Source organism: Cupriavidus sp. U2, assembly GCF_009663685.2.
In the GTDB taxonomy this organism is placed as follows: domain Bacteria; phylum Pseudomonadota; class Gammaproteobacteria; order Burkholderiales; family Burkholderiaceae; genus Cupriavidus; species Cupriavidus necator_C.
In genome coordinates this window covers 29,513-53,130 of record NZ_RCOG02000037.1, presented here as the reverse complement: position 1 = coordinate 53,130, position 23,618 = coordinate 29,513, and the positions used below count along the sequence as shown (strand labels likewise).

General features: G+C 66.7%; 22 protein-coding genes. 12 read left to right on the top strand and 10 right to left on the bottom strand.

The genetic code is table 11. From position 1 onward, the window contains the following. Nucleotides 1-146: 146 nt before the first annotated feature. The 5 genes from D9X30_RS29420 to D9X30_RS29400 all read right to left on the bottom strand — a co-directional run bounded on the left by D9X30_RS29420 (nucleotide 147) and on the right by D9X30_RS29400 (nucleotide 5,577). Entirely contained in the window at nucleotides 147-809 is a 663-nt protein-coding gene (locus tag D9X30_RS29420) for a dihydrofolate reductase family protein (protein WP_153949314.1), read from the bottom strand. 174 nt (nucleotides 810-983) lie between these two features. Then, entirely contained in the window at nucleotides 984-2,564 is a 1,581-nt protein-coding gene (locus D9X30_RS29415; RefSeq protein ID WP_153949360.1) for an isocitrate lyase, read from the bottom strand. Between the two features lie 294 nt (nucleotides 2,565-2,858). After that, the gene (locus D9X30_RS29410; RefSeq protein WP_153949315.1) at nucleotides 2,859-3,608 is read right to left on the bottom strand and encodes an alpha/beta fold hydrolase; all 750 of its coding nucleotides are present in this window, start codon (nucleotides 3,606-3,608) and stop codon (nucleotides 2,859-2,861) included. After that, nucleotides 3,605-4,636, bottom strand: coding sequence for a M14 family zinc carboxypeptidase (locus D9X30_RS29405; protein WP_153949316.1), 1,032 nt, complete (start codon nucleotides 4,634-4,636; stop codon nucleotides 3,605-3,607). The genes D9X30_RS29410 and D9X30_RS29405 overlap by 4 nt, the downstream gene beginning before the upstream one ends. 26 nt (nucleotides 4,637-4,662) lie before the next feature. Further along, a complete protein-coding gene (locus tag D9X30_RS29400; protein WP_153949317.1) occupies nucleotides 4,663-5,577 on the bottom strand; it encodes a LysR substrate-binding domain-containing protein in 915 nt (304 codons plus the stop codon). A 193-nt stretch (nucleotides 5,578-5,770) separates the two neighbouring features. Between D9X30_RS29400 and D9X30_RS29395 the strand changes: the two genes are divergently transcribed. Beyond that, nucleotides 5,771-7,030, top strand: coding sequence for a glutamate carboxypeptidase (locus D9X30_RS29395; RefSeq protein ID WP_153949318.1), 1,260 nt, complete (start codon nucleotides 5,771-5,773; stop codon nucleotides 7,028-7,030). A gap of 2 nt (nucleotides 7,031-7,032) precedes the next feature. On the opposite strand, the gene D9X30_RS29390 is transcribed toward D9X30_RS29395, so the two are convergent. Next, entirely contained in the window at nucleotides 7,033-9,183 is a 2,151-nt protein-coding gene (locus D9X30_RS29390) for a phosphocholine-specific phospholipase C (protein WP_153949361.1), read from the bottom strand. Nucleotides 9,184-9,248: 65 nt separating this feature from the next. Next, nucleotides 9,249-9,431 carry a hypothetical protein gene (locus D9X30_RS29385; protein ID WP_153949319.1) on the bottom strand — a complete coding sequence of 61 codons (183 nt, stop codon included), beginning with the start codon at nucleotides 9,429-9,431 and terminating at the stop codon, nucleotides 9,249-9,251. 470 nt (nucleotides 9,432-9,901) lie between these two features. Between D9X30_RS29385 and D9X30_RS29380 the strand changes: the two genes are divergently transcribed. Continuing rightward, complete coding sequence (locus tag D9X30_RS29380) at nucleotides 9,902-10,384, top strand: hypothetical protein (RefSeq protein ID WP_153949320.1); 483 nt, start codon at nucleotides 9,902-9,904, stop codon at nucleotides 10,382-10,384. Nucleotides 10,385-10,401: 17 nt separating this feature from the next. Here the strand turns inward: D9X30_RS29380 and D9X30_RS29375 are convergent, their stop codons facing one another. Further along, nucleotides 10,402-11,550, bottom strand: coding sequence for a DSD1 family PLP-dependent enzyme (locus D9X30_RS29375; RefSeq protein WP_153949321.1), 1,149 nt, complete (start codon nucleotides 11,548-11,550; stop codon nucleotides 10,402-10,404). 165 nt (nucleotides 11,551-11,715) lie between these two features. Between D9X30_RS29375 and D9X30_RS29370 the strand changes: the two genes are divergently transcribed. The 3 genes from D9X30_RS29370 (at nucleotide 11,716) to D9X30_RS29360 (ending at nucleotide 14,288) form a co-directional block, all read left to right on the top strand. Beyond that, complete coding sequence (locus tag D9X30_RS29370; RefSeq protein WP_153949322.1) at nucleotides 11,716-12,090, top strand: DUF6152 family protein; 375 nt, start codon at nucleotides 11,716-11,718, stop codon at nucleotides 12,088-12,090. Nucleotides 12,091-12,093: 3 nt separating this feature from the next. Then, nucleotides 12,094-12,594 carry a DUF6644 family protein gene (locus tag D9X30_RS29365; protein WP_153949323.1) on the top strand — a complete coding sequence of 167 codons (501 nt, stop codon included), beginning with the start codon at nucleotides 12,094-12,096 and terminating at the stop codon, nucleotides 12,592-12,594. A 149-nt stretch (nucleotides 12,595-12,743) separates the two neighbouring features. After that, nucleotides 12,744-14,288 carry a methyl-accepting chemotaxis protein gene (locus D9X30_RS29360; protein WP_153949324.1) on the top strand — a complete coding sequence of 515 codons (1,545 nt, stop codon included), beginning with the start codon at nucleotides 12,744-12,746 and terminating at the stop codon, nucleotides 14,286-14,288. A gap of 45 nt (nucleotides 14,289-14,333) precedes the next feature. Here D9X30_RS29360 and D9X30_RS29355 read toward each other — a convergent pair whose 3' ends face one another. After that, on the bottom strand, nucleotides 14,334-14,927 hold the full coding sequence (locus D9X30_RS29355) for a 2-hydroxychromene-2-carboxylate isomerase (protein WP_153949325.1): 594 nt from the start codon (nucleotides 14,925-14,927) through the stop codon (nucleotides 14,334-14,336). A 166-nt stretch (nucleotides 14,928-15,093) separates the two neighbouring features. On the opposite strand from D9X30_RS29355, the gene D9X30_RS29350 reads away from it, so the two are divergent. From D9X30_RS29350 to D9X30_RS29770, 6 genes are all read left to right on the top strand, one after another. After that, on the top strand, nucleotides 15,094-15,798 hold the full coding sequence (locus D9X30_RS29350) for a PadR family transcriptional regulator (RefSeq protein ID WP_502799701.1): 705 nt from the start codon (nucleotides 15,094-15,096) through the stop codon (nucleotides 15,796-15,798). A gap of 2 nt (nucleotides 15,799-15,800) precedes the next feature. After that, nucleotides 15,801-16,637, top strand: a complete 837-nt coding sequence (locus D9X30_RS29345) for a siderophore-interacting protein (RefSeq protein WP_153949326.1) — start codon at nucleotides 15,801-15,803, stop codon at nucleotides 16,635-16,637. 71 nt (nucleotides 16,638-16,708) lie between these two features. Next, the gene (locus D9X30_RS29340) at nucleotides 16,709-17,098 is read left to right on the top strand and encodes a hypothetical protein (RefSeq protein ID WP_153949327.1); all 390 of its coding nucleotides are present in this window, start codon (nucleotides 16,709-16,711) and stop codon (nucleotides 17,096-17,098) included. 121 nt (nucleotides 17,099-17,219) lie between these two features. Next, a complete protein-coding gene (alaC, locus tag D9X30_RS29335) occupies nucleotides 17,220-18,437 on the top strand; it encodes an alanine transaminase (protein ID WP_153949328.1) in 1,218 nt (405 codons plus the stop codon). Nucleotides 18,438-18,539: 102 nt separating this feature from the next. After that, entirely contained in the window at nucleotides 18,540-19,481 is a 942-nt protein-coding gene (locus tag D9X30_RS29330) for a LysR family transcriptional regulator (protein WP_153949329.1), read from the top strand. 208 nt (nucleotides 19,482-19,689) lie between these two features. Continuing rightward, nucleotides 19,690-21,315, top strand: coding sequence for a methyl-accepting chemotaxis protein (locus D9X30_RS29770; RefSeq protein WP_153949330.1), 1,626 nt, complete (start codon nucleotides 19,690-19,692; stop codon nucleotides 21,313-21,315). A 136-nt stretch (nucleotides 21,316-21,451) separates the two neighbouring features. Here the strand turns inward: D9X30_RS29770 and D9X30_RS29315 are convergent, their stop codons facing one another. Next, the gene (locus tag D9X30_RS29315) at nucleotides 21,452-21,589 is read right to left on the bottom strand and encodes a hypothetical protein (RefSeq protein ID WP_153949331.1); all 138 of its coding nucleotides are present in this window, start codon (nucleotides 21,587-21,589) and stop codon (nucleotides 21,452-21,454) included. A gap of 196 nt (nucleotides 21,590-21,785) precedes the next feature. Here D9X30_RS29315 and D9X30_RS29310 point away from each other — a divergent pair, with 196 nt between their 5' ends. Then, the gene (locus D9X30_RS29310; RefSeq protein ID WP_228771025.1) at nucleotides 21,786-23,582 is read left to right on the top strand and encodes an ATP-binding cassette domain-containing protein; all 1,797 of its coding nucleotides are present in this window, start codon (nucleotides 21,786-21,788) and stop codon (nucleotides 23,580-23,582) included. Nucleotides 23,583-23,618 lie beyond the last annotated feature (36 nt).

Sequence of the window (23,618 nt, the reverse complement as noted above, 5' to 3'; positions counted from 1 at the left end):
GCGACGGATTCTAGGTAGCGCAGGCGAATGGCAGTAGGGTCGCGAAAGCCTTCAGTATGTTGATCGGACGACAACAATCTGTGGCACAAAATGGACAAACGGCGATGGCTAGCGATTGGCAGGGCCATCGCCCGTGCGGCAGGCCCTCACTTGGTGGCTGTGCCCTGGCGGCGCAGGACGGTATGCATGGCTTTTTCCGTCGCCACGTATTTCACGCATTCGTATCCAAGCGTCCGCAGGTCGATCCCTTCGAACAGTGGTTCGCCCCGGCCAAGCAGGACCGGCGCGATGGCAATGTGCAGTTCGTCAATGAGACCCTGCCGGAGATATTGCCGGATCGTGTCCGCGCCGCCGCCGATCCGCACGTCCTTGCCGGCAGCGGCCTCGCGTGCGCGGTCGAGCGCCTCCTGAATGCCGCCTGTGACGAAATGGAATGTCGTGCCGCCTTCCATTTCGATGGCGGGGCGCGGGTGGTGGGTCAGGACAAAGGCTGGAACGTGATACGGCGGATTGTCTCCCCACCAGCCTTTCCAGCTTGTGTCCGGCCAGTCGCCGCGAATGGGCCCGAACATGTTTCGCCCGAGAATCCAGGCGCCGACATTCTGGAAGCCGCGGGCCGCGAAATCATCGTCAATACCGGTGGTGCCGCCGTCCTTGCCGAACAGGGTTTGCTGGAACGTGCGCGTGGGAATCAGCCACTGGTGCAGATCCGTGCCGCCCAGGCCGAGCGGATTGTCGATGTCCTGATCCGGGCCTGCGCCGTAACCGTCGAGCGAGATGGTGAAGCCTTCAACGCGAACGCGTGTCATGGTTGTCTCCGTGTGGGTGCCCGACGGCTAATGTACCGGATACCGATGGCGGATTGCGGCCTGAACACAGCGAATGAAGGGCGCATCCGCCCCTTTCGGATAACGCATCGCTACGGCGCAAAGAAAAAACGCCAACCCGTGATGGGTTGGCGTTTTGGCCATGGCACCAGACGATCAGAACTGGTTCATGGTGTTGTCCTTGCCGGCCGCCTTCAGGGCGGCTTCGCCGCTGAAGTACTCCTTGTGATCGTCGCCGATGTCCGAGCCCGACATGTTCTGGTGCTTGACGCAGGCAATACCCTGGCGGATTTCCTTGCGCTGCACGCCGGCCACGTAGCCCAGCATGCCTTGGTCGCCGAAGTATTCCTTGGCCAGGTTGTCGGTCGACAGCGCGGCGGTGTGGTAGGTCGGCAGCGTGATCAGGTGGTGGAAGATGCCGGCTTCACGCGATGCATCGGCCTGGAACGTGCGGATCTTCTCGTCGGCAAGCTTGGCCAGTTCGGAATCGTCGTACTCGGCGCTCATCAGCTGGCCGCGCTCGTAGGCCGACACGTCCTTGCCCGCAGCCTTCATCGCGTCGTAAGCCTGCTGGCGGAAGTTCAGCGTCCAGTTGAACGACGGGCTGTTGTTGTACACCAGCTTGGCGTTCGGGATGACCTTGCGGATCTCGCGGACCATGCCGGCGATCTGCTCGATATGCGGCTTTTCGGTTTCGATCCACAGCAGGTCGGCGCCGTTCTGCAGCGACGTGATGCTGTCCAGCACGCAGCGCGCTTCGCCCGTGCCGGCGCGGAACTGGAACAGGTTGCTGGGCAGGCGCTTGGGGCGCATCAGCTTGCCGTTCTGCTTGATCACCACGTCGCCGTTGCCCAGCGCGTCGGCCGAGATTTCCTCGCAATCGAGGAACGAGTTGTACTGGTCGCCCAGGTCGCCCGGCGTATGGGTCACGGCGATCTGCTTGGTCAGGCCGGCGCCCAGCGAGTCGGTACGGGTGACGATGATGCCGTCGTCCACGCCCAGTTCCAGGAAGGCGTAGCGGATGGCGCGAACCTTGGCCAGGAAGTCCTCGTGCGGCACGGTGACCTTGCCGTCCTGGTGGCCGCACTGCTTTTCATCGGACACCTGGTTTTCGATCTGGATGCAGCAGGCGCCCGCCTCGATGAACTGCTTGGCCAGCAGATACGTGGCTTCTGCGTTGCCGAAACCGGCGTCGATGTCGGCGATGATGGGCACCACGTGGGTCACGTGGTTGTCGATCTTTTCCTGGATGGCAGCCTTGGCGGCGCCGGTGGCGGCATCGAGTTCGCGGAACAGGCCGCCCAGTTCACGGGCGTCGGCCTGGCGCAGGAACGTGTACAGCTCGCGGATCAGCGCGCTGACCGAAGTCTTCTCGTGCATCGACTGGTCCGGCAGCGGGCCGAATTCCGAGCGCAGCGCGGCAACCATCCAGCCCGACAGGTACAGGTAGCGGCGCTCGGTGCTCTTGAAGTGCTTCTTGATGGAAATCATCTTCTGCTGGCCGATGAAGCCGTGCCAGCAACCCAGCGACTGCGTGTACTTGGCCGGGTCGGCGTCGTACGCGGCCATGTCGGCACGCATGATCTTTGCGGTGTATCGCGCGATGTCCAGGCCCGTCTTGAACCGGTTCTGGGCGCGCATGCGGGCGGCATACTCGGGGTTGATGGCGTCCCACGCGCTGCCGTGGCTTTCCTTCAGCGCTGCAATTGCCTTGATGTCGTCTTGATACTGGGCCATGTCGATTTCCTGAGAAGTGAGCGTGTTCGAGTAAGGGTTGCGGGTGCCGCCGGGGGTCTCGAAGCCGAGCAGCGTGGAAGTCATTGTATGGCGGTTTTGCTGCGCAGCAACCAACTCTTATATAAGACATAAGACTTTGTTTTTCCTTATATTTCAACGGGATAGAAGGCAAATATCGGAATGTGAAACGCGTTTTCTCAGCACGAAACCGCGACGCCGGGGCAGGCGGGGTCCAGATTTCGCAATGTGAAAGGGGCTTTCAGGTGTCGGATTCGACGGGGGGCGGCGGCAGGCTCAGGGCCGGTGCATCGACGCGCCAGCCGTTTCGCACAGCCATTGCGGATCGTCGTGGGGCAGATCGTGTCCGGCCCAGGGGTGTCGTGCGTGCGGTACGCCCCAGGCTGCCGCCAGCCGCGCAGAGCAGCGGGGGTTGACCAGCCGGTCTGCATCGGATGACACCACCAGCGTCGGGCAGGCCGGCGCCGTGCCTTGCGCACGGAAGCGCGCCGCGGCCAGCAACTGCAGCCAGGCCGCCTCGCGCGACACCGGGGCGCTCTGGCCGATTTCCACCCAGTGCGCCAGGTCGGCGTCACGGCTATCGAGCCGTTCGCAGGTCAGCCGATGGATGACGCGCTCGCAGCGTGCGCGGTCATGCCAGTGGCGGGCCATGCCCAGCAGGGCCGGCCAGTTGCGCGGCCGCAGCCGTTCGGCGGGATGGCTGAATGGACGCATGCTCGTGTTGACCAGCACCAGGCCACTGACCTCGGCGGGCCAGCCTTGTGCCCAGTCGGTGGCCACCATGGCGCCCAGCGACATCGCCAGGATGTGCCATGGGCCGCTGCGGCCCGTGGCCTGGGCGGCAGCCCTTACGGCATGGGTCATGCCGCGCACATGGCCGGGGATCGGCAGGTGGCGTGCGCGGCCGTTGCCGGGCAGGTCGAGCATCAGCGGCGCGGGCAGCCCGTGGGCAGACCAGCGCGCGGGCAGGTCGCCCCAGTGCCGCGACTCGCGCGTCAGGCCGCGCAGGAAGATCCATCCGCTCATGGCGCGGGCTTGCCGTTCTGCCAGTGCACGCGGGCCTGCTCCAGCAACTGCTGGCGGTGCGTGCCCTGTGGCAGCCAGCGGTCTGGCGCCACCGCGACCCGCCCGAGGAAATCGAACAGGCTCACATGGCGCCGCAGCACGCGTGCGGTGCGGTGTGCCTTGATCGGATTGAAGATGCCGGCCCGTGAAAAGAGCTGGCGCGGATTCTTCTTGATCCAGAGCCAGGACCCGAGCTCCAGCGTCATGGGCAGGAACAGGCATGCCGGCGGCGTGCGATCGTAGGCGTAGTCCCAGAGATCGCCATGCAGCAGGTACTGGTGGCTCTGCGGCTCGAAGGCATAGCCATGGTGTGGGTGAGCCTGTTCGAACATGGTCTTGAGCAGGTACATCTCGGGCAGGTGCGGCATCGGGGCATGCGTGCGCGCATACGGAAACCAGATGCTGTCACGCCAGCCGTAGCCGGAATGGCAGTCCACGGCAAAGCTTAGCGGACGGGGCAGCAGTTCGGATTCCACCACGCGCAGCAGCGCCATGCTTTCGGCTTCCATCGGCGAGCCCGCGCGGCCCCGATACCAGGGCAGCCAGCTGCCGATGCGCTGTCCGCCTGCCAGGAAGGGCACCCGGGCGTCGGCATTCTGTGGCGCGTTGCGCATCAGGTCCACGCCATTGGGATTGGCGCGCGTGGCGCTATACATGCCACCGGGATTGACGATCGGCATGAACACCAGCCGCACGCTTTCCAGTTGCCGGTGCAGCAGGTCGTCCCAGCTCAGCCGGCACAGCAGCGAGCGCATGTAGTCCAGCACCAGCTGCGTGCCAATGCGTTCCAGGCCATGGATGCCGCCGAAGATGCCGATGGCCGGCGCATCGGGCGCGTGCGTGCCCAGGCTGGCCACCGGCACGGCGAAGGTGCGGCCGAGCACGTCGACATGGCATGCGGTGCGCGTGTCGAACCACGGTGCGCCCAGTTCCAGCAGCGTCAGCAGTTGGTCGTACTCCGGGAAACTGGATGGGACCGGACCGGTCATCGGGGGCGGGGGCTCGGGAGGAAGGGTCAGTTCAATATAGGCGCTGGCGGCGGCGTCTCGCAATGCGGCGCGGCCGCGCTGGCGGGGGCCACCAGGCAATCGAGCAGCGCGCCCACCAGGCGGGTGTGACGGCGGCCGTTCAGGCAGTACAGGTATTCGTGGATGACCGGCGCCGCGCTGGCGAAAGGCACGACCACCAGCGCCGGATCGCGCGGCACTTCGCCCGCCGGCATCACGCTGGCGCCGAGATTGTGGCGAATCGCCTCGCAGATGGCCTCGCGGCTGCCGATCACCGTATGGGGCGGCATGCCTGCGCCGGCTGCGCGCAGCGACGCCTCGGTGGCCTCGCGCGTCATCGACCCCTGTTCGCGCACCAGCAGATGGCAGGCGGACAGCTCGGGCACTTCCACCCGCGGCCGGCGCGCCAGCGGATGCACGGGATGCACCACCAGCACCATGGGGTCGGCCGCCAGCGTGACCCGATGCAGACGGTCGTCGTCCAGCGCGTGCGACGACACGGCGGCGTCGATGCGGTACTCGTACAGCGCCCCGATCATCTGCCTGGAATTGCCGATCTCGATGCTGATTTCGATAGCCGGGTAGCGTTGCCGGAAGGCGGCCACGCTGCGCAGGATGTAGTAGGGCCCGGTGGCGCCGATCCGCAGGTTGCCGAATCTCAGGTTGCCGGCATTGCGCAGCAGGAAGTCGGCATTGCTCTCCTGCTGCATGATCTGCTCGGCCACCGGCATCAGCGCCACGCCAACGTCACTGAGGTCCACGCGGCTGGCGCGGCGGTGGAACAGCTCCACGCCGTACAGCTCCTCGAGCTGCCGGATGCGCCCGGTGACCGTGGGCTGGCTCACGCGCAGCTGACGTGCGGCCGTGGTGATGCTGCCCTGTCGCGCCACCTCGTAGAAGGTCATCAGCAGGTCGCCAAGCATGGAACTCCCGGGGCAAATAGCGATAGCCGGCGACTATAAGGCGGAAATATGACAGCGTGACGAATCCATGCGCCCGGTCAATCGCCATGGGGCGGCGGCTGGCAATAATGCCGCCTCACGGCGCGAATGACCATCCAGAGATCACCAGACAGCGCCGACGCCGAGGGGGTTGTTTCATTCAGGAGTCAACACGATGTTCAAGAGATTGCTTGGCGCGGCGGCCATTGCTGGCGCAATGATGGTGTCTTACGGCTGTTCGGACAGTGCCGCTGCACCGCCAACCTACGACAGCGCGCTCGATGCGGCCGCAAGAGCGCAGCAGGCCCCGGTGCTGGCCACGCTGGAGGCGCTGGTCAATATCGAAACCGGCCCCGGGGACGCGGCCGGCATGAAGGCGATGGGCGACTACCTGGCCACGCGGCTGGCCGATCTGGGCGCCACCGTGACCCGCTATCCGGCCGAGGCCGGCGTGGTCGGCGACAACATCGTCGGCGTGTTCCAGGGCACCGGCACGGCGAAGATCCTGCTGATGGCGCATATGGATACTGTCTATCCGCGCGGATTCCTGGCCAAAGCGCCATTCCGGATCGACGGCAACCATGCCTACGGGCCCGGCATCGCCGACGACAAGAGCGGGATCGCCGTGATCCTGCACGCGCTGGGGCTGCTCGATGCGCGTGGTTTCCGCGACTACGGCACGCTGACCGTGCTGTTCAATACCGACGAGGAAACCGGCTCGTTCGGATCGCGCGCGCTGATCGAGCGCCTGGCGGCATCGCACGACTATGTCCTGTCGCACGAGCCGGCCTTCGCCACGGCCGAGAGCTTTGGTCTGGCCACCTCGGGCATTGCCCATGCCGAAGTCACCATCAAGGGCGTGGCTTCGCATGCCGGCGTCGCGCCCGAACTGGGCGTCAACGCGCTGACCGAGGCGGCGGACCTGATCCTGCGCACGCAGGACATCGACGACAAGGCGCGCGAGATCCGCTTCAACTGGACGCTGGCGTCGGCGGGGTCGGCGTCGAACGCGATTCCCGCCTCGGCCACGCTGACGGCCGACATGCGCTACGGCCGCAACGACGACTATGACGCCATCGTCGCCATGCTCGACGAGCGCGCCCGGCGCAAGCGCCTGCCGGCCGCCGAGATCACCATCGACATGAAGAAGGGGCGCCCGGCGTTCAATGCCTCGGCCGCCGGCCAGGCGCTGGCCGCGAAAGGGCAGGCGATCTACCAGGAGGTGGGCGGCAGCATCGGCATTGCCACCGCGCGCACCGGCGGCGGCAGCGATGCCGCCTACGCCGCGCTGTCGGGCAAGCCCGTGCTGGAGGGCATGGGCCTGCCCGGCATGGGCTATCACACCAATGCCGACGAATACATCCTGATCGACGCCATTCCGCGCCGCCTGTACCTGGAGGCGCGGATGATCATGGACCTGAGCCTGGGCCGGTAACTTCAAACGCCCATGGCCGGATCGGACGTGGTGTGCGTACCGTTCTCGAGCCGCCCGGCAAAGCGGCGGCTGAATCCGCCTTGCTGGGTGGTCACCGTGAAGTCGTACCAGTTGCCCTGCGGTCCGACCGGCCAGTGCTGGTCCAACGCCTTGCCCGGCGGCAGCTCGAACGTGGTCGGGCCATCGTTGCGATAGGCGTTCGGCCTGACCGTGAACGTACAGGCGGCGGTGCCCCGGTTGATCAGCGTGAGCCAGACTTCGGCATTGGCCTCGTCATAGCAGACGCGGATCTCGGGCGCCGCACCGCCGCCGGCGGCCTTCTGCGCGCTGACATCGCCCACGAAGGCGCGGTGGTAGCCGTTCGGGCCCAGCACCCAGAAGTTGTAGCGGCCGCCATCGGCGCTGACGTTGATGTCGGCCTTATAGGCATCGCCGGCGTCGAGGGCAATGCGGCGCGGCACATCGCTCAGGTGCAGACGGTCGTAGACGTGGAACACGGCCGCCTGCTTGCCGTCATTCTTGAACAGCAGCGAGAACGTGTTGGTAACCGGGTCTTCCAGCCCGCTGGTATGCAGCGTGTAGGGCAGGGCGCGCGACGGGCGCGTGCCGCGCTTCTGCGTGGGCATCTGCTGGGCGGTCACGGCGGGCGCGGGAATCTGGGCCTTGGCATCCTGGGCGGCGCGCTCGGCGTCCGCGCCGGACTGCGTCAGGGGCGTGATGCCCAGCGTCACGTTGGCGTTCGGGTTGACGAAGTCGAACGCCGACGTCAGGTCGCCCATGATGGCGCGCCGGTACGCGCTGATATTGGTTTCGGCCACGCCGAACCGCTGCTCCAGGAAGCGCAGCACCGACGTATGGTCGAATACCTGCGAATTGACCCAGCCGCCGCGGCTCCACGGCGATACCACATACATCGGCACGCGCGGGCCGGGGCCGAATGGGGTCTTGTCGACGCTGTAGTACTCGGTCTTCGGGTCCAGCGCCGCCGACGTGTAGCCGATCGGTTCGCCCGTGGCCGTGAGCGCCGGGGCGCATGGCGGCGGCACGTGGTCGAAGAAGCCGTCGTTTTCATCGAAGTTGATCAGCAGGACCGTGCGGCTCCACACATCGGGATTGGCGGTCAGCGCATCGAGCACCTGCTGGGTGTACCACGCGCCCTGCACCGGGCTGGAAGGCCCAGGGTGTTCCGAATAGGTGGCCGGGGCCACGATCCACGATACCTGCGGCAGCGTGCCGGCCGCGATGTCGTCGCGCAGCGCCTGCAGGAAGCCGCCGTCGGGCATGGTGTTGCCGATGCCCTTGAACAGCGGGTTGGTGGCGTCGTCCGCCGGCGTGTAGGGCGGATACGGCGAGCCATTCGCGGCATTGCCGCGCGCGGCGTTGGCGGCACGGTACTGCTGGAAGCCGGCCAGCGGGTTGTCGGTGAAGTTGTCCGGCATGTTCTGGTAGACCTTCCAGCTCACGCCGGCCGCCTGCAGGCGCTCGGGGTATGTCGTCCACGTGTAGTTGATGCCGGTGGCGTCGAGCGAATCGCCGCTGTTGTCGATGACCGGGCCGCCATGGGTGCCGAACGGGTCGTTGGTGCCGGTCCAGTGAAACAGGCGGTTGGTGTTGGTGCCGCCGTGGAAGCTGCAGTGGTACGCGTCGCACAGCGTGAACGCATTGGCCAGCGCGAACTGGAACTTCAGTTCCTGCTCGGTGTAGTAACCCATCGACTGGGTCTGCTTCGATGTGGGCCAGGCGCTCATGCGGCCCAGGTCATACGCGGCCTGGGCATCGGGCTGGCTATGCGGCGTGCCGCTCACGCGCTGGGCATTGCCGGCGGTCTGGTCCAGGTGGTAGGGCAGCACGATGCGGTTCTTGTTGCCGCTGGCATAGGTCTGCTGGAACACGTTGCGGCCGCCCGGCAGCGGGATCGTGAAGCGGTCGCCGAACCCCCGCACGCCGTTCATGGTGCCGAAGTAGTTGTCGAACGAACGGTTTTCCTGCATCAGCACCACCACGTACTGCACGTCGCGAATGGATTTGGTGGCGTTGTTGGCCGGAATGGCCAGCGCGCGCCGGATGGCTGGCGGGAAGGCGGAAAGGGCGGCGGTGGCGGCGGCGCTGCCACCGGCCATCTTGAGAAAATTTCGTCGGCTGCTGGAAGTCATGTCGGATTGCCCGGAGAAGATCGGATGCGCGGTCAGTGGATTGGCGTAGGGGTCTGGCGCGGCAATCAGGGCGCGCATTTCATTTGCGGCTTGGCGTCGGGCGTGCTGGCTCCCGGGCTGGCCGGGGTGTTCGACGCGGGCGTACTGTCGTTGTCACCGCCGCAGGCGGTCAGGGCCGTGCAGAGCAGCAGGGCGGCCAGCATGCCCAGCGGGTGCCGCCGGGCAAGGGTTCGAATGGCTTCGGTCATGGTCTGTGTCGGGTGCGGGGAGTGGCAAGTTGCAGCGCGTGACGCGCGATGCGGTCCGCAGCGTAAGCAGCGGGCAGGTCACCCGGGTGACATCCAGGACAAGATTTCCGATACCGCTATTCGTGATTTTTACGGTCCATGTACAGACATTGCGGACATGGGCAATCTGGACGAAGGTGCCGTAGCGAACGCTTTCGGCAAGCTTTCAGGGCGCAATTTCTGCTGCGATGCACCACGCCCTGTGCTATGGTTTTAGACGTTTCCCTCAAACCACGAACAGGTGCACCAAAGCAGTGACACTTGCGAAATTTCGGGAAGCCGCGCCAGTTCTCGCCTGCAGGGAAGTGACGCGAGATCCGAGACCTCTTGCTCGATTTTTGTTGCGGTTGCAACACGCCGTGACCTTGCTTGTAAACGGGGCATGTCGCCACCAAAGTGGTAGGCGGAAAGGGCGTTCGCAGGAGCTGCATATGGAAAACGAAACCGGTTACGTCTGGCATTACACGGTAGGTACCCCGCTGGTCGCCATTGCGCGTTCGGGCCGGCTCATGCCTGCTGCCGCACATGGGTCGGCCCCCCGATCCGGTGACGGAATTCTGTGGTTCTCGCGCAACCAGCAATGGGATCCGTCCGCGACGCGCGACGACGGATTGAGTCAGGCCAGGCAAACGCTGTCGCGTGCCGCCTTGCACACACGGTTTGGTCTCTACCGCTTTGGCCTGCCTGCGCACGACATGCGTTTGCTGCCATGGCCCACGGTCACGCGCGTAGCCGATATCGACGTGCCCGAGGCCATGACGATGGTCGCCAGCGGCCTGCGCTGCGGCGCGGCGCCCACCGACTGGATCGGCACGCTGACCGATGTGCCGCTGGACGATCTGCGATTCGAAAGATGGACCGGCGCCGCGTGGGCGCCGGCCGACCTCGACGAACTGGTGGCCCAGTCCGCCTGATCTTCGGTGGCCGGGGCCTAGCGGCTCAGCCCGCGTGCCGATACCGGCCAGACACTTTCCACCACGCCCGCCCGGATGCCCACGATCTCGTCGTAGAGGTTCAGCGTGGGATCGCAATGGCCGGGCACCAGCATCATCCGGCTGCCCAGCGCGGGCAGCTTGCCCACCAGGTCTTCATGTTTCGGCATCACGATGCCGTGCTCGTCGTTGGCGGCCACGTAGTCCAGCGTGGCCGACTGCTTGCCATTGGTCCAGATCCACGGCAGCCCGGAGTCGACGGCCATCGACTTCAGCCCTGCGTCCACCACCGCCCGATCGCCGGCCGCCACGCTCATGACCGACGTGGCGATAAACAGGCTGTGCTCGAAGCGCAGCGCGCCCGCATAGTCGTTGGCGCCGTAGTCGGCATCCATGAAGACATAGGAGCCCGGCTGGATTTCGGTAAAGACGCCGCTGCCCAGGTCGAACTCGACGCTGCCGCTGCCGCCGCCCGTCACCACGTCGCAGCGTACGCCGGCGGCTTCGAGTCGCGCAATGAAAGTGCCGGTACGATCGGCCGCACGCGCGGCGCCATCGCGCCGTTCGTTCCAGCCGCGCAGATGCTGGATGCCACCGTGATAGGCCTGCAGCCCGCGCATCGTCAACTGGCCATGGCGCGCAATGCGTTCCACCAGGGTCAGCATCGCGGCCGGGTCGGTGACGCCGCAACGCCCCTGCCCGACATTGACCTCGACAAAGACCCCCAGCCTGCTGCCGGCGGCTTCGGTGGCGGCGGCCAGGGCATCGACCTGCGCGATGTCGTCCACGCAGACGCTCAGCGTGGCATGTCGTGCCAGCTCGGCCAGCAGCGCCGCCTTGGCAGGCCCGGCCACTTCATTGCTGATGTGGATGTCGCGCACGCCGGCGCGCACGAACGGAATCGCCTCGCTGACCTTCTGGCAGCAGATGCCCACCGCACCGCGGGCGATCTGCGCCAGCGAGATATCGGGGCACTTGTGCGCCTTGGCGTGGGGCCGCAGCTTGATGCCGCGCCGGTCGGCGGCGGCCTGCATGCGGTCGACGTTGGTCGCAAAGCGATCCAGGTCCAGGACCAGGGAAGGGGTGTCGATGGTGTCGGCGGACTGGCCCGGCCGCGCGGCCGGTGGCAGATCGAAGGCGATGGACATGGCGATGGAAGAGACGCTGCAGCGGGGTGAAAAAGGGCGACCCACAGCGTACCACGGCGTGCGGGATGCTCCGCCTTGCGCTCGGCCGTCGGTCATCTACGATGGGGGGGTGTTCTCGCCATTTGCCTCAGCCAAACTTCCGCCCCAGGGCAAAGGAGTCTCGCCATGATCTTCCCGCGCATCGCTGTTTCCCGCCCCGTGCTTTGCCTGGCCGCCGCGACGGCGCTGGCCAGCCTGCCAGCGATTGCCCATCATGGATGGTCCACCTACGACGAAACCAAGCCGCTCACGGTGACCGGCAAGATCGTGGAGACGCACTATGAGAACCCCCACGCCACGATCCGCGTGGACGTGCAGGGCAGACGCTGGCTGGCCGTGCTGGCGCCGGTGTCGCGCATGGAATCACGCGGCGCCACCGCAGAGAAGGTGGCGGTGGGCAAGCAGGTGACGATGGTCGGCTACGCCAGCAAGGAAAAGGCCGATGAAATGCGCGTGGAGCGCATCACATTCGACGGCGGCCAGACCGTGGAACTGCGCTGACCGATGGCGGATCTCGGCGGCCTGGCCGCCCAGCTTGCAGCCTCGCCGTTCGCGGTATGGCTGCGGGCGTCGGCATGGGCCTATCCGGCCTGCGAGATGCTGCACCTGGCCGGCATGGCGCTGCTGTTCGGATCCATCGTGGTGGTGGACTTGCGCCTGGCCGGCCTGGGCCGCCAGTTACCGGTGACGCCGCTGCTGCGGCACGCCTTGCCGGCCACCCTGGCCGGCTTCGTGGTGATCCTGCTGAGCGGCGCCTTGTTGTTCGTGGCCCATGCCGACGACCTGATCGGCAACCGGGCGTTCATGGTCAAGCTGGGCCTGATCGTGCTGGGACTGGCCAATGCGGCATGGTTCCACGCCGGCCCCTACCGGGCGCTCCATGCCGGCAACAGTGGATGGGAAACGTTGCGCGCGCCGCCGCCGGTGGCCCGCGCCTGCGCCGTGCTGTCCCTGGTGACATGGATGCTGGTGATCTGCGCGGGGCGGCTGATCGCCTACGTCTAGCCGACATGCATGACGCCCAGGAGTGGCGCATGAGACACGTCTCGACTTGTGAATTTGATGTAACGCAAATGCTGGGTATCGGGGGCCTCAAGGTTCAAGCAAGTGGGACGTTAAGGCTGGGCTGAATCCATACGTGTAGAGCCCCCCCGATGAATAACTTGAGTATTCGCCACGGCCTGCTGGCCACGCTCGTGATCTTTGGCCTGATGATCGTATTTGGCGCCGTGCTGGGTGTCAGCCAGTTGAGCGCCAGCAGCGACGCCGCGGAACGGATCCACCTGATTTCGTCGCGGGCCATCCTGCTCAACGACGCTTACAAGGACATGACGCGCGCGCGCTCGGCGCTGACGCGCGCATACAGTTCGGCCAAGGCTGGCGGCCAGGTCAACGACGACGCGCTGGCCAGCGCCACCAAGTCCATCGCCAGGTCGAAGGACGAACTCGAACGGTTCGAGAAGGCCGCCGCCTTTCCGGAACAGGATGCCACCACGCGCGACGACATCGTCGCCGCCGGCCGCGCCCACATGGACGTAGTGCAGCGCGGCCTGGATGCGCTGCGCAACGGCGATCCCGACGGCTACGCGACCATCAACGACAAGGACATCACGTCGTCGGGGGCCAAATATTCGGCCGGCGTGGAGCGATTCCAGCAGTTCGCAGAAAAGCTGAACGACGAGGCGGCCGGCGATGGCCGGCAGCGCCTGAACCGCGTGATCCTGCTGGTGTGCGTGGGCCTGGCCATGTCCGCCGGCCTGATCGTGGTGGTGCACCTGGCGCTGCGCCGCCTGGTGGTGATGCCGCTGTATCTGGCGCGCGACCTCATCATGCGCGTGGCCGACGGTGACCTGACCATCAAGGTGCCGCAGGCTGGACGCAACGAAATCGGCCAGCTGCTCGATGCCGTGTCGCGCATGCAGGCCGGCCTGACGCAGACCGTGGCCAAGGTGCGCGCGGGCTCCGATGCCGTGACCACCGGCGCGCGCGAGATTGCCGCCGGCAATACGGACCTGTCTTCGCGTACCGAGCAGCAGTCGTCGGCGCTGGAAGAAACGGCGGCCAGCATGGAGCAGCTGACATCGACGGTCGGCAACAATGCCGAAAGCGCCACGCATGCCAGCGCCCTGGCGCGCAACGCGGCTGACCTGGCTGCACGCGGCGGCGAGGTGGTGCGCGGCGTGGTGCATACGATGAGCGAGATCAACACCAGCTCGCAGAAGATCGTCGACATCATTGGCGTGATCGACGGCATCGCGTTCCAGACCAACATCCTGGCGCTGAACGCCGCCGTGGAAGCGGCGCGTGCCGGCGAGCAGGGGCGCGGGTTTGCCGTGGTGGCTGGCGAGGTGCGCAGCCTGGCGCAGCGCAGCGCCAATGCGGCCAAGGAAATCAAGGGCCTGATCGATTCGTCGGTCGACAAGGTGGACGCCGGCAGCCAGCAGGTGGAGCAGGCCGGCAGCACCATCGAAGAGATCGTGGCGGCCGTGAAGCGCCTGGCCGATACCGTCAGCGAGATCTCGGCGGCGTCGATCGAGCAGTCCAGCGGCATCACGCAGGTCAGCGAAGCCGTGTCGCAGATGGAGCAGGTCAACCAGCAGAACGCCGCACTGGTGGAGCAGGCGGCCGCAGCCGCCGATTCGCTGGAATCGCAGGCCAACCAGCTGGCTGCCGCCGTGGCCACGTTCCGGCTGGCCTGATTTGCCGGCTGGCTTGCGTGCCAGCCCCGGGGTGATATCCGCCTATCAGCCGGCCAGCTGTTCCTCGACGAACAGCAGCCGGTCGTTGCCCCAGTACAGCTTGTCTTCGACGATAAAGCTCGGCGCGCCAAAGATGCCGCGCGCCACGGCTTCGTCAGTCACGCGCTTGAGATCGGCCTTGACATCCGGGTCGTCCAGCATCGCCAGCGCCTCGCGCGGGTCCAGCCCCGCCGCCACCAGCACCTTGCCGATCTCGACCGGATCGTTCAGGTTCCGGCCCGATTCCCACATTGCCGTGAAGATGGCTTCCACATACTGGTGGAATGCCGCCTCGCCCTTGCGCTGGTAGCCGATGGCGCCACGCATCAGCGCCAGCGTATTGATCGGAAAGTGCGGATTGAGCCGGAACGGCACGCCATATCGCCGGGCCCAGCAGTCGAGATCGCCGTCCGACCATTGCCGCTTGGCAGGAATCTCCATCGGGCTGTGATTGCCCGTGGCCTTGAACACGCCGCCGAGCAACATCGGCCGCCACACGATGGTGGCGCCGGTGCGTGCCGCCACCCGTGGCAATTCCTTGTACGCCAGATACGAATAGGGGCTGCCGAAGTCAAAAAAGAATTCCACCTGCCTGGTCATCGCGTGTCTCCGTTGGAATGGTGATGCTACGTCGTGGTTGTTGTGCGCTCAGGTGGCTTGCATTGTGACAGGAACTCCGCCGCGTTGGCACGCGGCAAATCCGCCTTGACTTTATATCGTACGATATATATCTTACGATACGTCTTACGATATAACGGAGTGAGCAATGCGACACCATTTCAATCGGATGCACGATCACATGGGCCATGGCGGCCCGCATGGCAAGCACCACGGCGGCATGCGCGCCATGATGGCGATGAAGTTGATGGGCATGATGGGAGGGCGGGGCGGCGGCTTCTGGTCGCAGGGCGGCGGCTTTGAAGGCGATGGCGATGGCTTCGACGGAGACAACCTGCGCCGTGGCCGCAAATTCAGCGCCGAGGACCTGCAGTTGCTGCTGCTCTCGCTGCTCGATGAAAAGCCATCGCACGGCTACGAGCTGATCAAGGCGCTCGAAACCCGCACGGGGGGCTTCTACAAGCCGAGCCCCGGGGTGGTGTACCCCGCGCTGACCTTCCTGGAAGACGTCGGCTATGCCACGGTGGACCTGGAAGGCAACAAGAAACGCTACCAGTTGTCCGAGGCGGGCCGCGCCTACCTGGACCAGAATCGCGCGCGGCTGGAGCAGATGGTGGCGCGCCTGCAGCACGTGGCGCGCAAGATGGATTTCATGCGCCGCGCCATGAGCGGCCAGCCCCAGCGCGATGTCGAGGAGGGCGGCTGGGTGCCAGAACTGGTGCAGGCACGCGGACGCCTGAAGCAGGCCCTGATGATGCGCAGCGGCGCCACGGCCGACGAGCAGCGCCGGATTGCCGCCATCCTCGAACGCGCGGCCGACGAGATTGAGCGCGGCGCCAGCCAGCCGGAGTGAATATGAGCGATACCCGTGACCTGACCGTGCAACGCGTGCGTCATCCGCTGAAGATGCGCCTGCTCAAGGTGCTGCGCACCCGCCAGGTGTCCCCGCAACTGCTGCGCGTGACGCTGGGCGGCGAAGACCTGGCCGATTTCGTTTCCGGATCGTTCGACGACCACGTCAAGGTCTTCTTTCCGGAGGCCGGTGCCGACAAGCCCGTGCTGCCGCAGGCCGGCCCGGACGGCATCAAGTTTCCCGAGGACCAGCCGCGCCCGCAGGCGCGCGACTATACGCCGCGCCGCTACGACACGGCCGCCCGCGAGCTGGACATCGAATTCGTGCTGCACGGCGACGGCCCCGCATCGACGTGGGCCGCGCAGGCGCAGCCGGGCCAGCATCTGGGCGTGGGCGGCCCGCGCGGGTCGTTCGTGATTCCGCGTGGCTTCGACTGGCACCTGCTGATCGGCGACGACACCGCGCTGCCGGCCATTGGCCGCCGCATCGAGGAACTGGGCCCCGATGCGCGCGTGATCGTCGTGGCCGAGGTGGCCGATGAGTCGGCCCGCATTCCGCTGGCCACCGGCCCGCACGCCGAGGTGCACTGGATCCATCGCGACGAACATCGTGACGAGGCCGACGAAGCGGCGCCCGAGGGCAGTCTGCTGACGCCCACGTTGCGCTGGCTGAGCCTGCCGGCCGGCGAGGGTTACGTGTGGGCCGCCGGCGAAGCGGCCGCGATGCGCGAAGTGCGCCAGTACCTGGTGAACGAGCGCGGCATCCACAAGACGCGCATCCGGGCATCGGCCTATTGGAAGCGGGGCAACGCAGCCGTTCACGAAACGCTGGACGACTGACCTAAAGTCTGGTTCCCGCGGCGATGCGGCGCGGCTACACTGGCGGCTCGCCCATTGCCACGGACCCTGCCATGCCCCGCCTTCGCCCGTTGTTGTCGATTGCCGTGCTGACCGCTGCTGCCGGACTCACCGCCTGCGCCCCCGATTCGTTCCGCAACTACGAGGCGCGGGGTCTCAACAACTATCTCGACAAGATCCAGGCCGTCTGCGCCAACACGCGGCTGAACAGCCGGCCCCTGGGCGAATGGCTGCGCAGCGGCTCGGACGACAGCGACAGCAACTACGTGTACTGGCTCGACCAGACGTCGCGGCTGTACTACAACCGGATCACGGTGCCGCAGTATCGCGATTCGATCGCGGGCGCATTCGGCGGCAACCAGCCCAACGCCGACGCGCTGGACTGCATCGTGCGCAACCTGCCGCCCGACCGGCCGACCAGCCCGCCCGGCGGCATGTTCTGATTTTTTGCGGCCAGCCCGTTGTGCAAATGCGCGCGGCTGGCTAATATCAGTCCCCAGTGGCCGAGACAACGGCCACGACGTCGCTCGGACGGTTCCGGGCGCTTACGTAAAGGACACCTCCATGACTGCCGAATCCGGCAAGCGCCGCTTTGCGCGCATCGATCGTCTTCCCCCCTACGTCTTCAATATCACCGCCGAGCTCAAGATGGCTGCCCGCCGCCGTGGCGAGGACATCATCGACATGAGCATGGGCAACCCCGACGGCGCCACGCCGCCGCATATCGTGGCCAAGCTCGTGGATGCCGCGCAGCGGCCCGATACGCATGGCTATTCGGCGTCGAAGGGCATCCCGCGCCTGCGCCGCGCGATCTCGCACTGGTACCGCGACCGCTACGACGTGGAGATCGATCCGGACAAGGAGGCCATTGTCACGATCGGCTCGAAGGAAGGGCTGGCACACCTGATGCTGGCCACGCTGGACCGTGGCGACACGGTGCTGGTGCCCGATCCGAGCTACCCGATCCATATCTACGGTGCGGTGATTGCCGGCGCCGATATCCGCTCGGTGCCGCTGACGCCGGACATCGACTTCTTTGCCGAACTTGAACGCGCGATTCGGGGCAGCTATCCGAAGCCGAAGATGATCGTGCTCGGGTTCCCGTCGAACCCGACCGCGGCCTGCGTGGAACTGGACTTCTTCGAGCGCGTGATCGCGCTGGCGCGCAAGCACGACATCTTCGTCGTGCATGACCTGGCCTATGCCGACATCGTGTTCGACGGCTGGAAGGCGCCGTCGATCATGCAGGTGCCCGGCGCCAAGGACATTGCCGTGGAGTTCTTCACGCTGTCGAAGAGCTACAACATGGCGGGCTGGCGCATCGGCTTCATGGTGGGCAATCCGGATCTGGTGGCCGCGCTGACGCGCATAAAGAGCTATCACGACTACGGCACGTTCACGCCGCTGCAGGTGGCTGCCATTGCCGCGCTGGAGGGCGACCAGCAGTGTGTGAAGGCGATCGCGGCCCAGTACCAAGCGCGCCGTGACGTGCTGGCGCGCGGCCTGATCGAAGCCGGCTGGCAGGTCGATATTCCGAAGGCGTCGATGTACATCTGGGCCCGGATCCCCGAGCCGTATCGCGCGCTGGGGTCGCTGGAATTCTCGAAGCAGCTGCTGGCCAAGGCCAAGGTGTCGGTATCGCCCGGCATCGGCTTCGGCGACTTCGGCGACGAGTACGTGCGCTTTGCCCTGATCGAGAACGAATCGCGAATCCGCCAGGCCGTGCGCGGCATCAAGGCGATGTTCCGCGCCGACGGGCTGGTCAAGCCGGCGGTGGCCTGAGGCGTCGCGCGGACTGCGCCGGCGGCGTATCTGGTATAAGTCCCCCACAACTTCGAAGCCGATCCCCGCTGGCGCGGGAGGTCGGCCCAGCAGGGAGACCAGATGGAATTGCGCCAGCTTCAGTATTTCGTGCGGGTGGTCGAACTCGGCAGCATGAGCCGTGCCGCGCTAGAGCTCGACATGGTGCAATCGGCCGTCAGCCAGCAGATCAGCCGCCTGGAGAGCGAACTCTCCACCCGCCTGCTGCGCCGCACGCCGCAGGGCGTGACGCCGACCGAAGCCGGCCTGGCGTTTTTCCATGAAGCCCAGCTCACGCTGCGCCACGCCGAGCAGGCGCGCCGTGCCGCGCATCAGGCACGGCTGTCCGGTGCCGTGAGCGTGGGCCTGGCGCCGACCACGGCGTCGGTGATCGGCGTGCCGCTGATCCGGGCGATGCGCGAGCGTTATCCCGACGTCCGGCTGCATATCGTGGAAAGCCTGTCGGGCCACCTGACCGCCATGCTCAACGCGCGGCAGCTTGACCTGGCCGTGCTGTTCGGCACCCACGCCGCCCGCCGCTGGACCGTGATGCCGCTGCTGGAGGAAACACTGTTCCTGATCCAGTCGCGCCAGGCGCTGCCCCAGGGCAAGGCCGATCCCCCCACGCAGCGGACGATGGCCGACCTGGCCGACGTGCCGCTGATCATGCCAAGCAGCGTCCACGGCCTGCGCAGCACGCTCGACGCCGCCTTCGCGCGCGCCAAGGTGACGCCCCGCGTGATCCAGGAGGTTGACTCGCTGGCCATGCTGATGGATGCCGTGGACATGGGCTTCGGCGCCACGCTGCAGCCGTGGGCGGCGGTCGGCCGCTATCCCGACGCGCAAACGCGCTTCCACCTGGCACAGATCGACGACCCGCAGGCGGGACGCCAGAACCTGCTGTGCAGCTTGTCCGACGACGAACTGTCGCCCGCCGCGCTGGCCTTGCGCGTGGTGCTGGCCGATACCGCGCGCGGTCTGGTGCGTTCGGGCGAATGGCGCGGGGCGCGGCTGCTGGAAGGCTAGGCCCGTCACGTGCCGGCGGGCCCGCTCGCTCGGGCTGGCCGCTGGCCGCCCAGCGTCCCCCACTTTGGAAGGGCCGGAATCCCGTTCAGTTGACCCTACAACCCACCGTTAGCTGATGACTGGAGAGGCCGAGGATACGGCCCGAACGGGAAACTTCGCGGACCCATCATGCCCAGCCAATAAATCCAGAGATCGGGAGGTAACGCCAATGCAACGTTTTCAACGAATGACCGTCTTCCAGCGCATCATGTCAGCCTTCGCGGTAGTGCTGGCGATGACATGCGGAATGGGCGGCTTCGCGCTGTACGAACTGGGGCGTGTGGGCGATGCCACGCGGGATATCAAGGACAACTGGATGCCGTCGGTGCGCCATTCCCTTGAGATGAAGAGCCAGTTGAATGCCTATCGCACGTCGGAGTTGCAGCATGTGCTGTCCGCGTCGGAAGAGGAATTCCGCCGGTACGAGGCCCTGATGGGCAAGCAGCTCGATGCCTTCCGTCACGCCGAAAAGATCTTCGCCAGCCTGCTTTCCACGGAAGCCGAACGGCTGACGTATCGCGAGATGACGGCGCTGATGACGCAGTACCTGGCCGTCCATGACAAGCTGCTGTCGCTGTCGCGCAGCGGCGACCGCCAGGGTGCGGTGGCCATGTTGCGTGGCGAATCGTTCCAGGTGCGCAGCCAGCTGGAAGCCAGTATCGACCAGGCGGTCAAACTCAACGTGACCGGTTCGGAGGCCAGCGGCGCGCATGTCGAGCAGGTCTTTGCGTCGGCGCGCAACATGATGATTGGCGCGCTGCTGACGATGGCGGTGCTGGTGGTTGCGCTGGCACTGGTGCTGGCGCGCGGCCTGGTGCGTCAGCTGGGCGGCGAGCCGGCCTATGCGGCCCAGGTGGCCGGCGAGGTGGCGGCCGGCAATCTGGCGCTGGAAGTCGTGCTGCAGCCGGGCGATACGTCCAGCATGCTGCACGCGATGAATCGCATGCGCCTGACGCTGGCCGATATCGTCCGCCACATCAAGGCGTCCAGCGAGGCCGTGGCTACCGCGTCGGGGCAGATCGCCCAGGGCAACGTGGACCTGTCGCAGCGCACCGAGGAACAGGCGTCCGCGCTGGAACAGACGGCGGCCAGCATCGAGGAACTGGCCGTCACGGTCAGGCAGAACGCCGACAACGCGGGGCATGCCGACAAGCTGGCGCAAAGCGCATCGTCGCTGGCCGAGAAGGGCGGCCAGGTGGTGGGCAACGTGGTCAGCACCATGGGCGATATCTCGAAAAGCTCCGGCCGCATCGTCGATATCATCAGCGTGATCGAAGGCATCGCGTTCCAGACCAATATCCTGGCGCTAAACGCCGCCGTGGAAGCGGCGCGTGCCGGCGAGCAGGGGCGCGGGTTCGCCGTGGTGGCCGGCGAGGTGCGCACGCTGGCCCAGCGTAGTGCGGCGGCCGCCAAGGAGATCAAGGAGCTGATCGAAGGCTCGGTCAGCAAGGTGCAGGAGGGCTCCACGCTGGTCGATAGCGCCGGCCAGACCATGCAGGAGATCGTGGAAGCCGTGCGGCAGGTATCCCAACTGGTGGCCGATATCTCGGCGGCCTCGACCGAACAGACCAGCGGCATCGAGCAGGTGAACGCGGCGGTGACGCAGATCGACGATGTGACGCAGCAGAACGCGGCGCTGGTGGAAGAGGCGGCGGCTGCGGCCACCGCGCTTGACGAGCAGAGCCGCAGCCTGCTGTCGTCGGTGTCGGTGTTCAGGCTGTCCAACCGGCGTGGGCAGCCGCGCAGCGGCGGCGTCTCCGATTTCAGCCGGGGCGGGGCGCCCGCGCTAGCCTGATCGCAAGCCGAGATAGCACGTACGGAGCAAGCCGGAGCCAGTTTCCGGCTTTTTCATGGTCCGCCGCCCGGGCCTGGCCGGTAATCCTTACACGGCTTGCACGTTCTGGCGGGGCGCGGCATGGTCCGGCGCAGGGCTACCAGAACGTGGCCGCGTAGCCCACCAGGATCAGCGCGAGGGCGATCAGGAATATCGGGTGCGTCCACGTATAGCGGCGGTTTCCACGCAGTTTCTGCATCTTCTCTTCGCGGTCCTGCACGTCGCCTTGCTGCATGGGTGTCCTCCTCGAAGTCCGGGGCCCGATGGGCCGACAGCGGGGTGGGTGTGCAGGATGCGTGCCATGCGGCCTGCCGCCCGTGTTGGCAGCGATGCCAGACATCGGCCCCCAGGCTTGGCACAATGGCAAGCTTCGCCCGCGCCGTCGCCCACTGGCGAGGGCTCGCGCGCCCCCGCACAGGAGAGATGACTGCATGACGGTGCCCGATATGTCCGCCTCGCCAGATCCGTCCGATTCGCCCGGTTCGTCCGATTCGTCCGGCAAGCCCGCTCGTCCGCCCGCCATCGGCCTCGGCAGCGCGGCGCGCGACCTATATCGCGCGCTCTGGCGCCATGCGCATGGCGTGCGGGGCCAGATGCTCGGCGCAGCCGGCTTGTTGTCGGCGGCGCAGTTGCTGCGGCTGACCATGCCCTGGCTGGCCGCGCAGGCGATCAACGCGCTGCAGCAGGGGCAGATGGAGGTGGCGGGCCGCTGGATTGTCTATCTGATCGGCATCTACCTGCTGTCGTGGCTGATGCACGGCCCGGGCCGGGTGCTGGAACGCAATGTGGGCGTGCGGGTACGCGAGCGGCTGTCCGACCAGCTTTACGCGCGCATTGCGTCGGCGCCGCTGGCGTGGCGCGATGGCCGGCACTCGGGCGAACTGCAGCACCGCGTGGTGCAGTCCAGCCGCGCGCTATCGGACTTCGCGCAGAACCAGTTCGGCTACCTGCAGAGCGCGTTCAATTTCGTGGGGCCCATCGTCGCGCTGGCGCTGCTGTCGCGCAGCAGCGGTGTGATCGCAGTCACCGGCTACGTCGTCATCGCGCTGATCATCCTGCGATTCGACCGCACCCTGATGCAGCTGGCCCGTGCCGAGAACGACGCGGAGCGCCGCTATGCCGCCGCGCTGCTCGATTTTGTCGGCAATGCCGGCACGGTGATCGGCCTGCGGCTGCAGGCCGCGTCGCGCAAGCTGCTCGGCCATCGCATGGCGGCAGTGATGGCGCCGCTGCGCCGCGCGGTGGTGGTCAACGAAGGCAAATGGTTTGCCGTTGATCTGCTTGGCATGGGGCTGACCTGGGTCCTGGTGGTGGTGTACGTACTGCAGGCGCGGCAGCCGGGCCAGGCCGTGCTGTTGGGCACCGTCTTCATGATCTACCAGTATGCGCAGCAGGCCGCCACCGTGGTTGGCGCGATGGCCTCCAACTTCCAGAGCTTCGCGCGCATGCATACGGACTACGGCAGCGCCGAACCGATCTGGGCGACGCCCGGCGACCCGGAAGCGGCGGTGCCCGCGGTGATACCCGACGCACCGTGGCAGACACTGGAACTGCGCGGCGCCACGTGGCGCTACCCCGACGATGCGCGCGGCGGGCTGCACGGTATCGACCTGCAGTTGCGGCGCGGTGCGCGCGTGGCGTTGGTCGGGCCCAGCGGCGGCGGCAAGAGCACGCTGCTGCGCGTGCTGGCGGGTCTCTATCGCCCGCAGCAGGGCGAACTGCGCCGCGACGGCATGGCCGAGGACTGGATCGAACTGCGCGCGCTGGCCACGCTGATCCCGCAGGAGGCGGAGGTGTTCGAGGCCAGCGTGGAAGAAAACCTGACCTTCGGCGAGCCCGCCGATGCGGCGGCGCTGCAGGCCGCCGTGCATACGGGCGTGTTCGACGAGGTGCTGAAGCGCCTGCCCGACGGGCTGGCCAGTCCGCTCAGCGAGCGCGGGGCCAACCTGTCCGGCGGCCAGCGGCAACGGCTGGCCTTGGCACGCGGCGCACTGGCCGCGCAGGGCAGTTCGCTGTTGCTGCTCGACGAGCCGACCAGCGCGCTGGACCCGCAGGCCGAAGGCCGCGTGTTCGACCGCATGTTCGCGGCGTTCCCGTTGGCCTGCATCGTCGCCTCGGTGCATCGGCCGAGCCTGCTGGCCCGGTTCGACACCATTGTCGTGGTGGAAGCCGGCCGTGTGGTGGACGCCGGGCCCCGCGACGAGGTGCTGGCACGGCGCGGCGACTGAGCGTGCGGCGCCGGCCGCCAGTGGCGGCCGGCACGG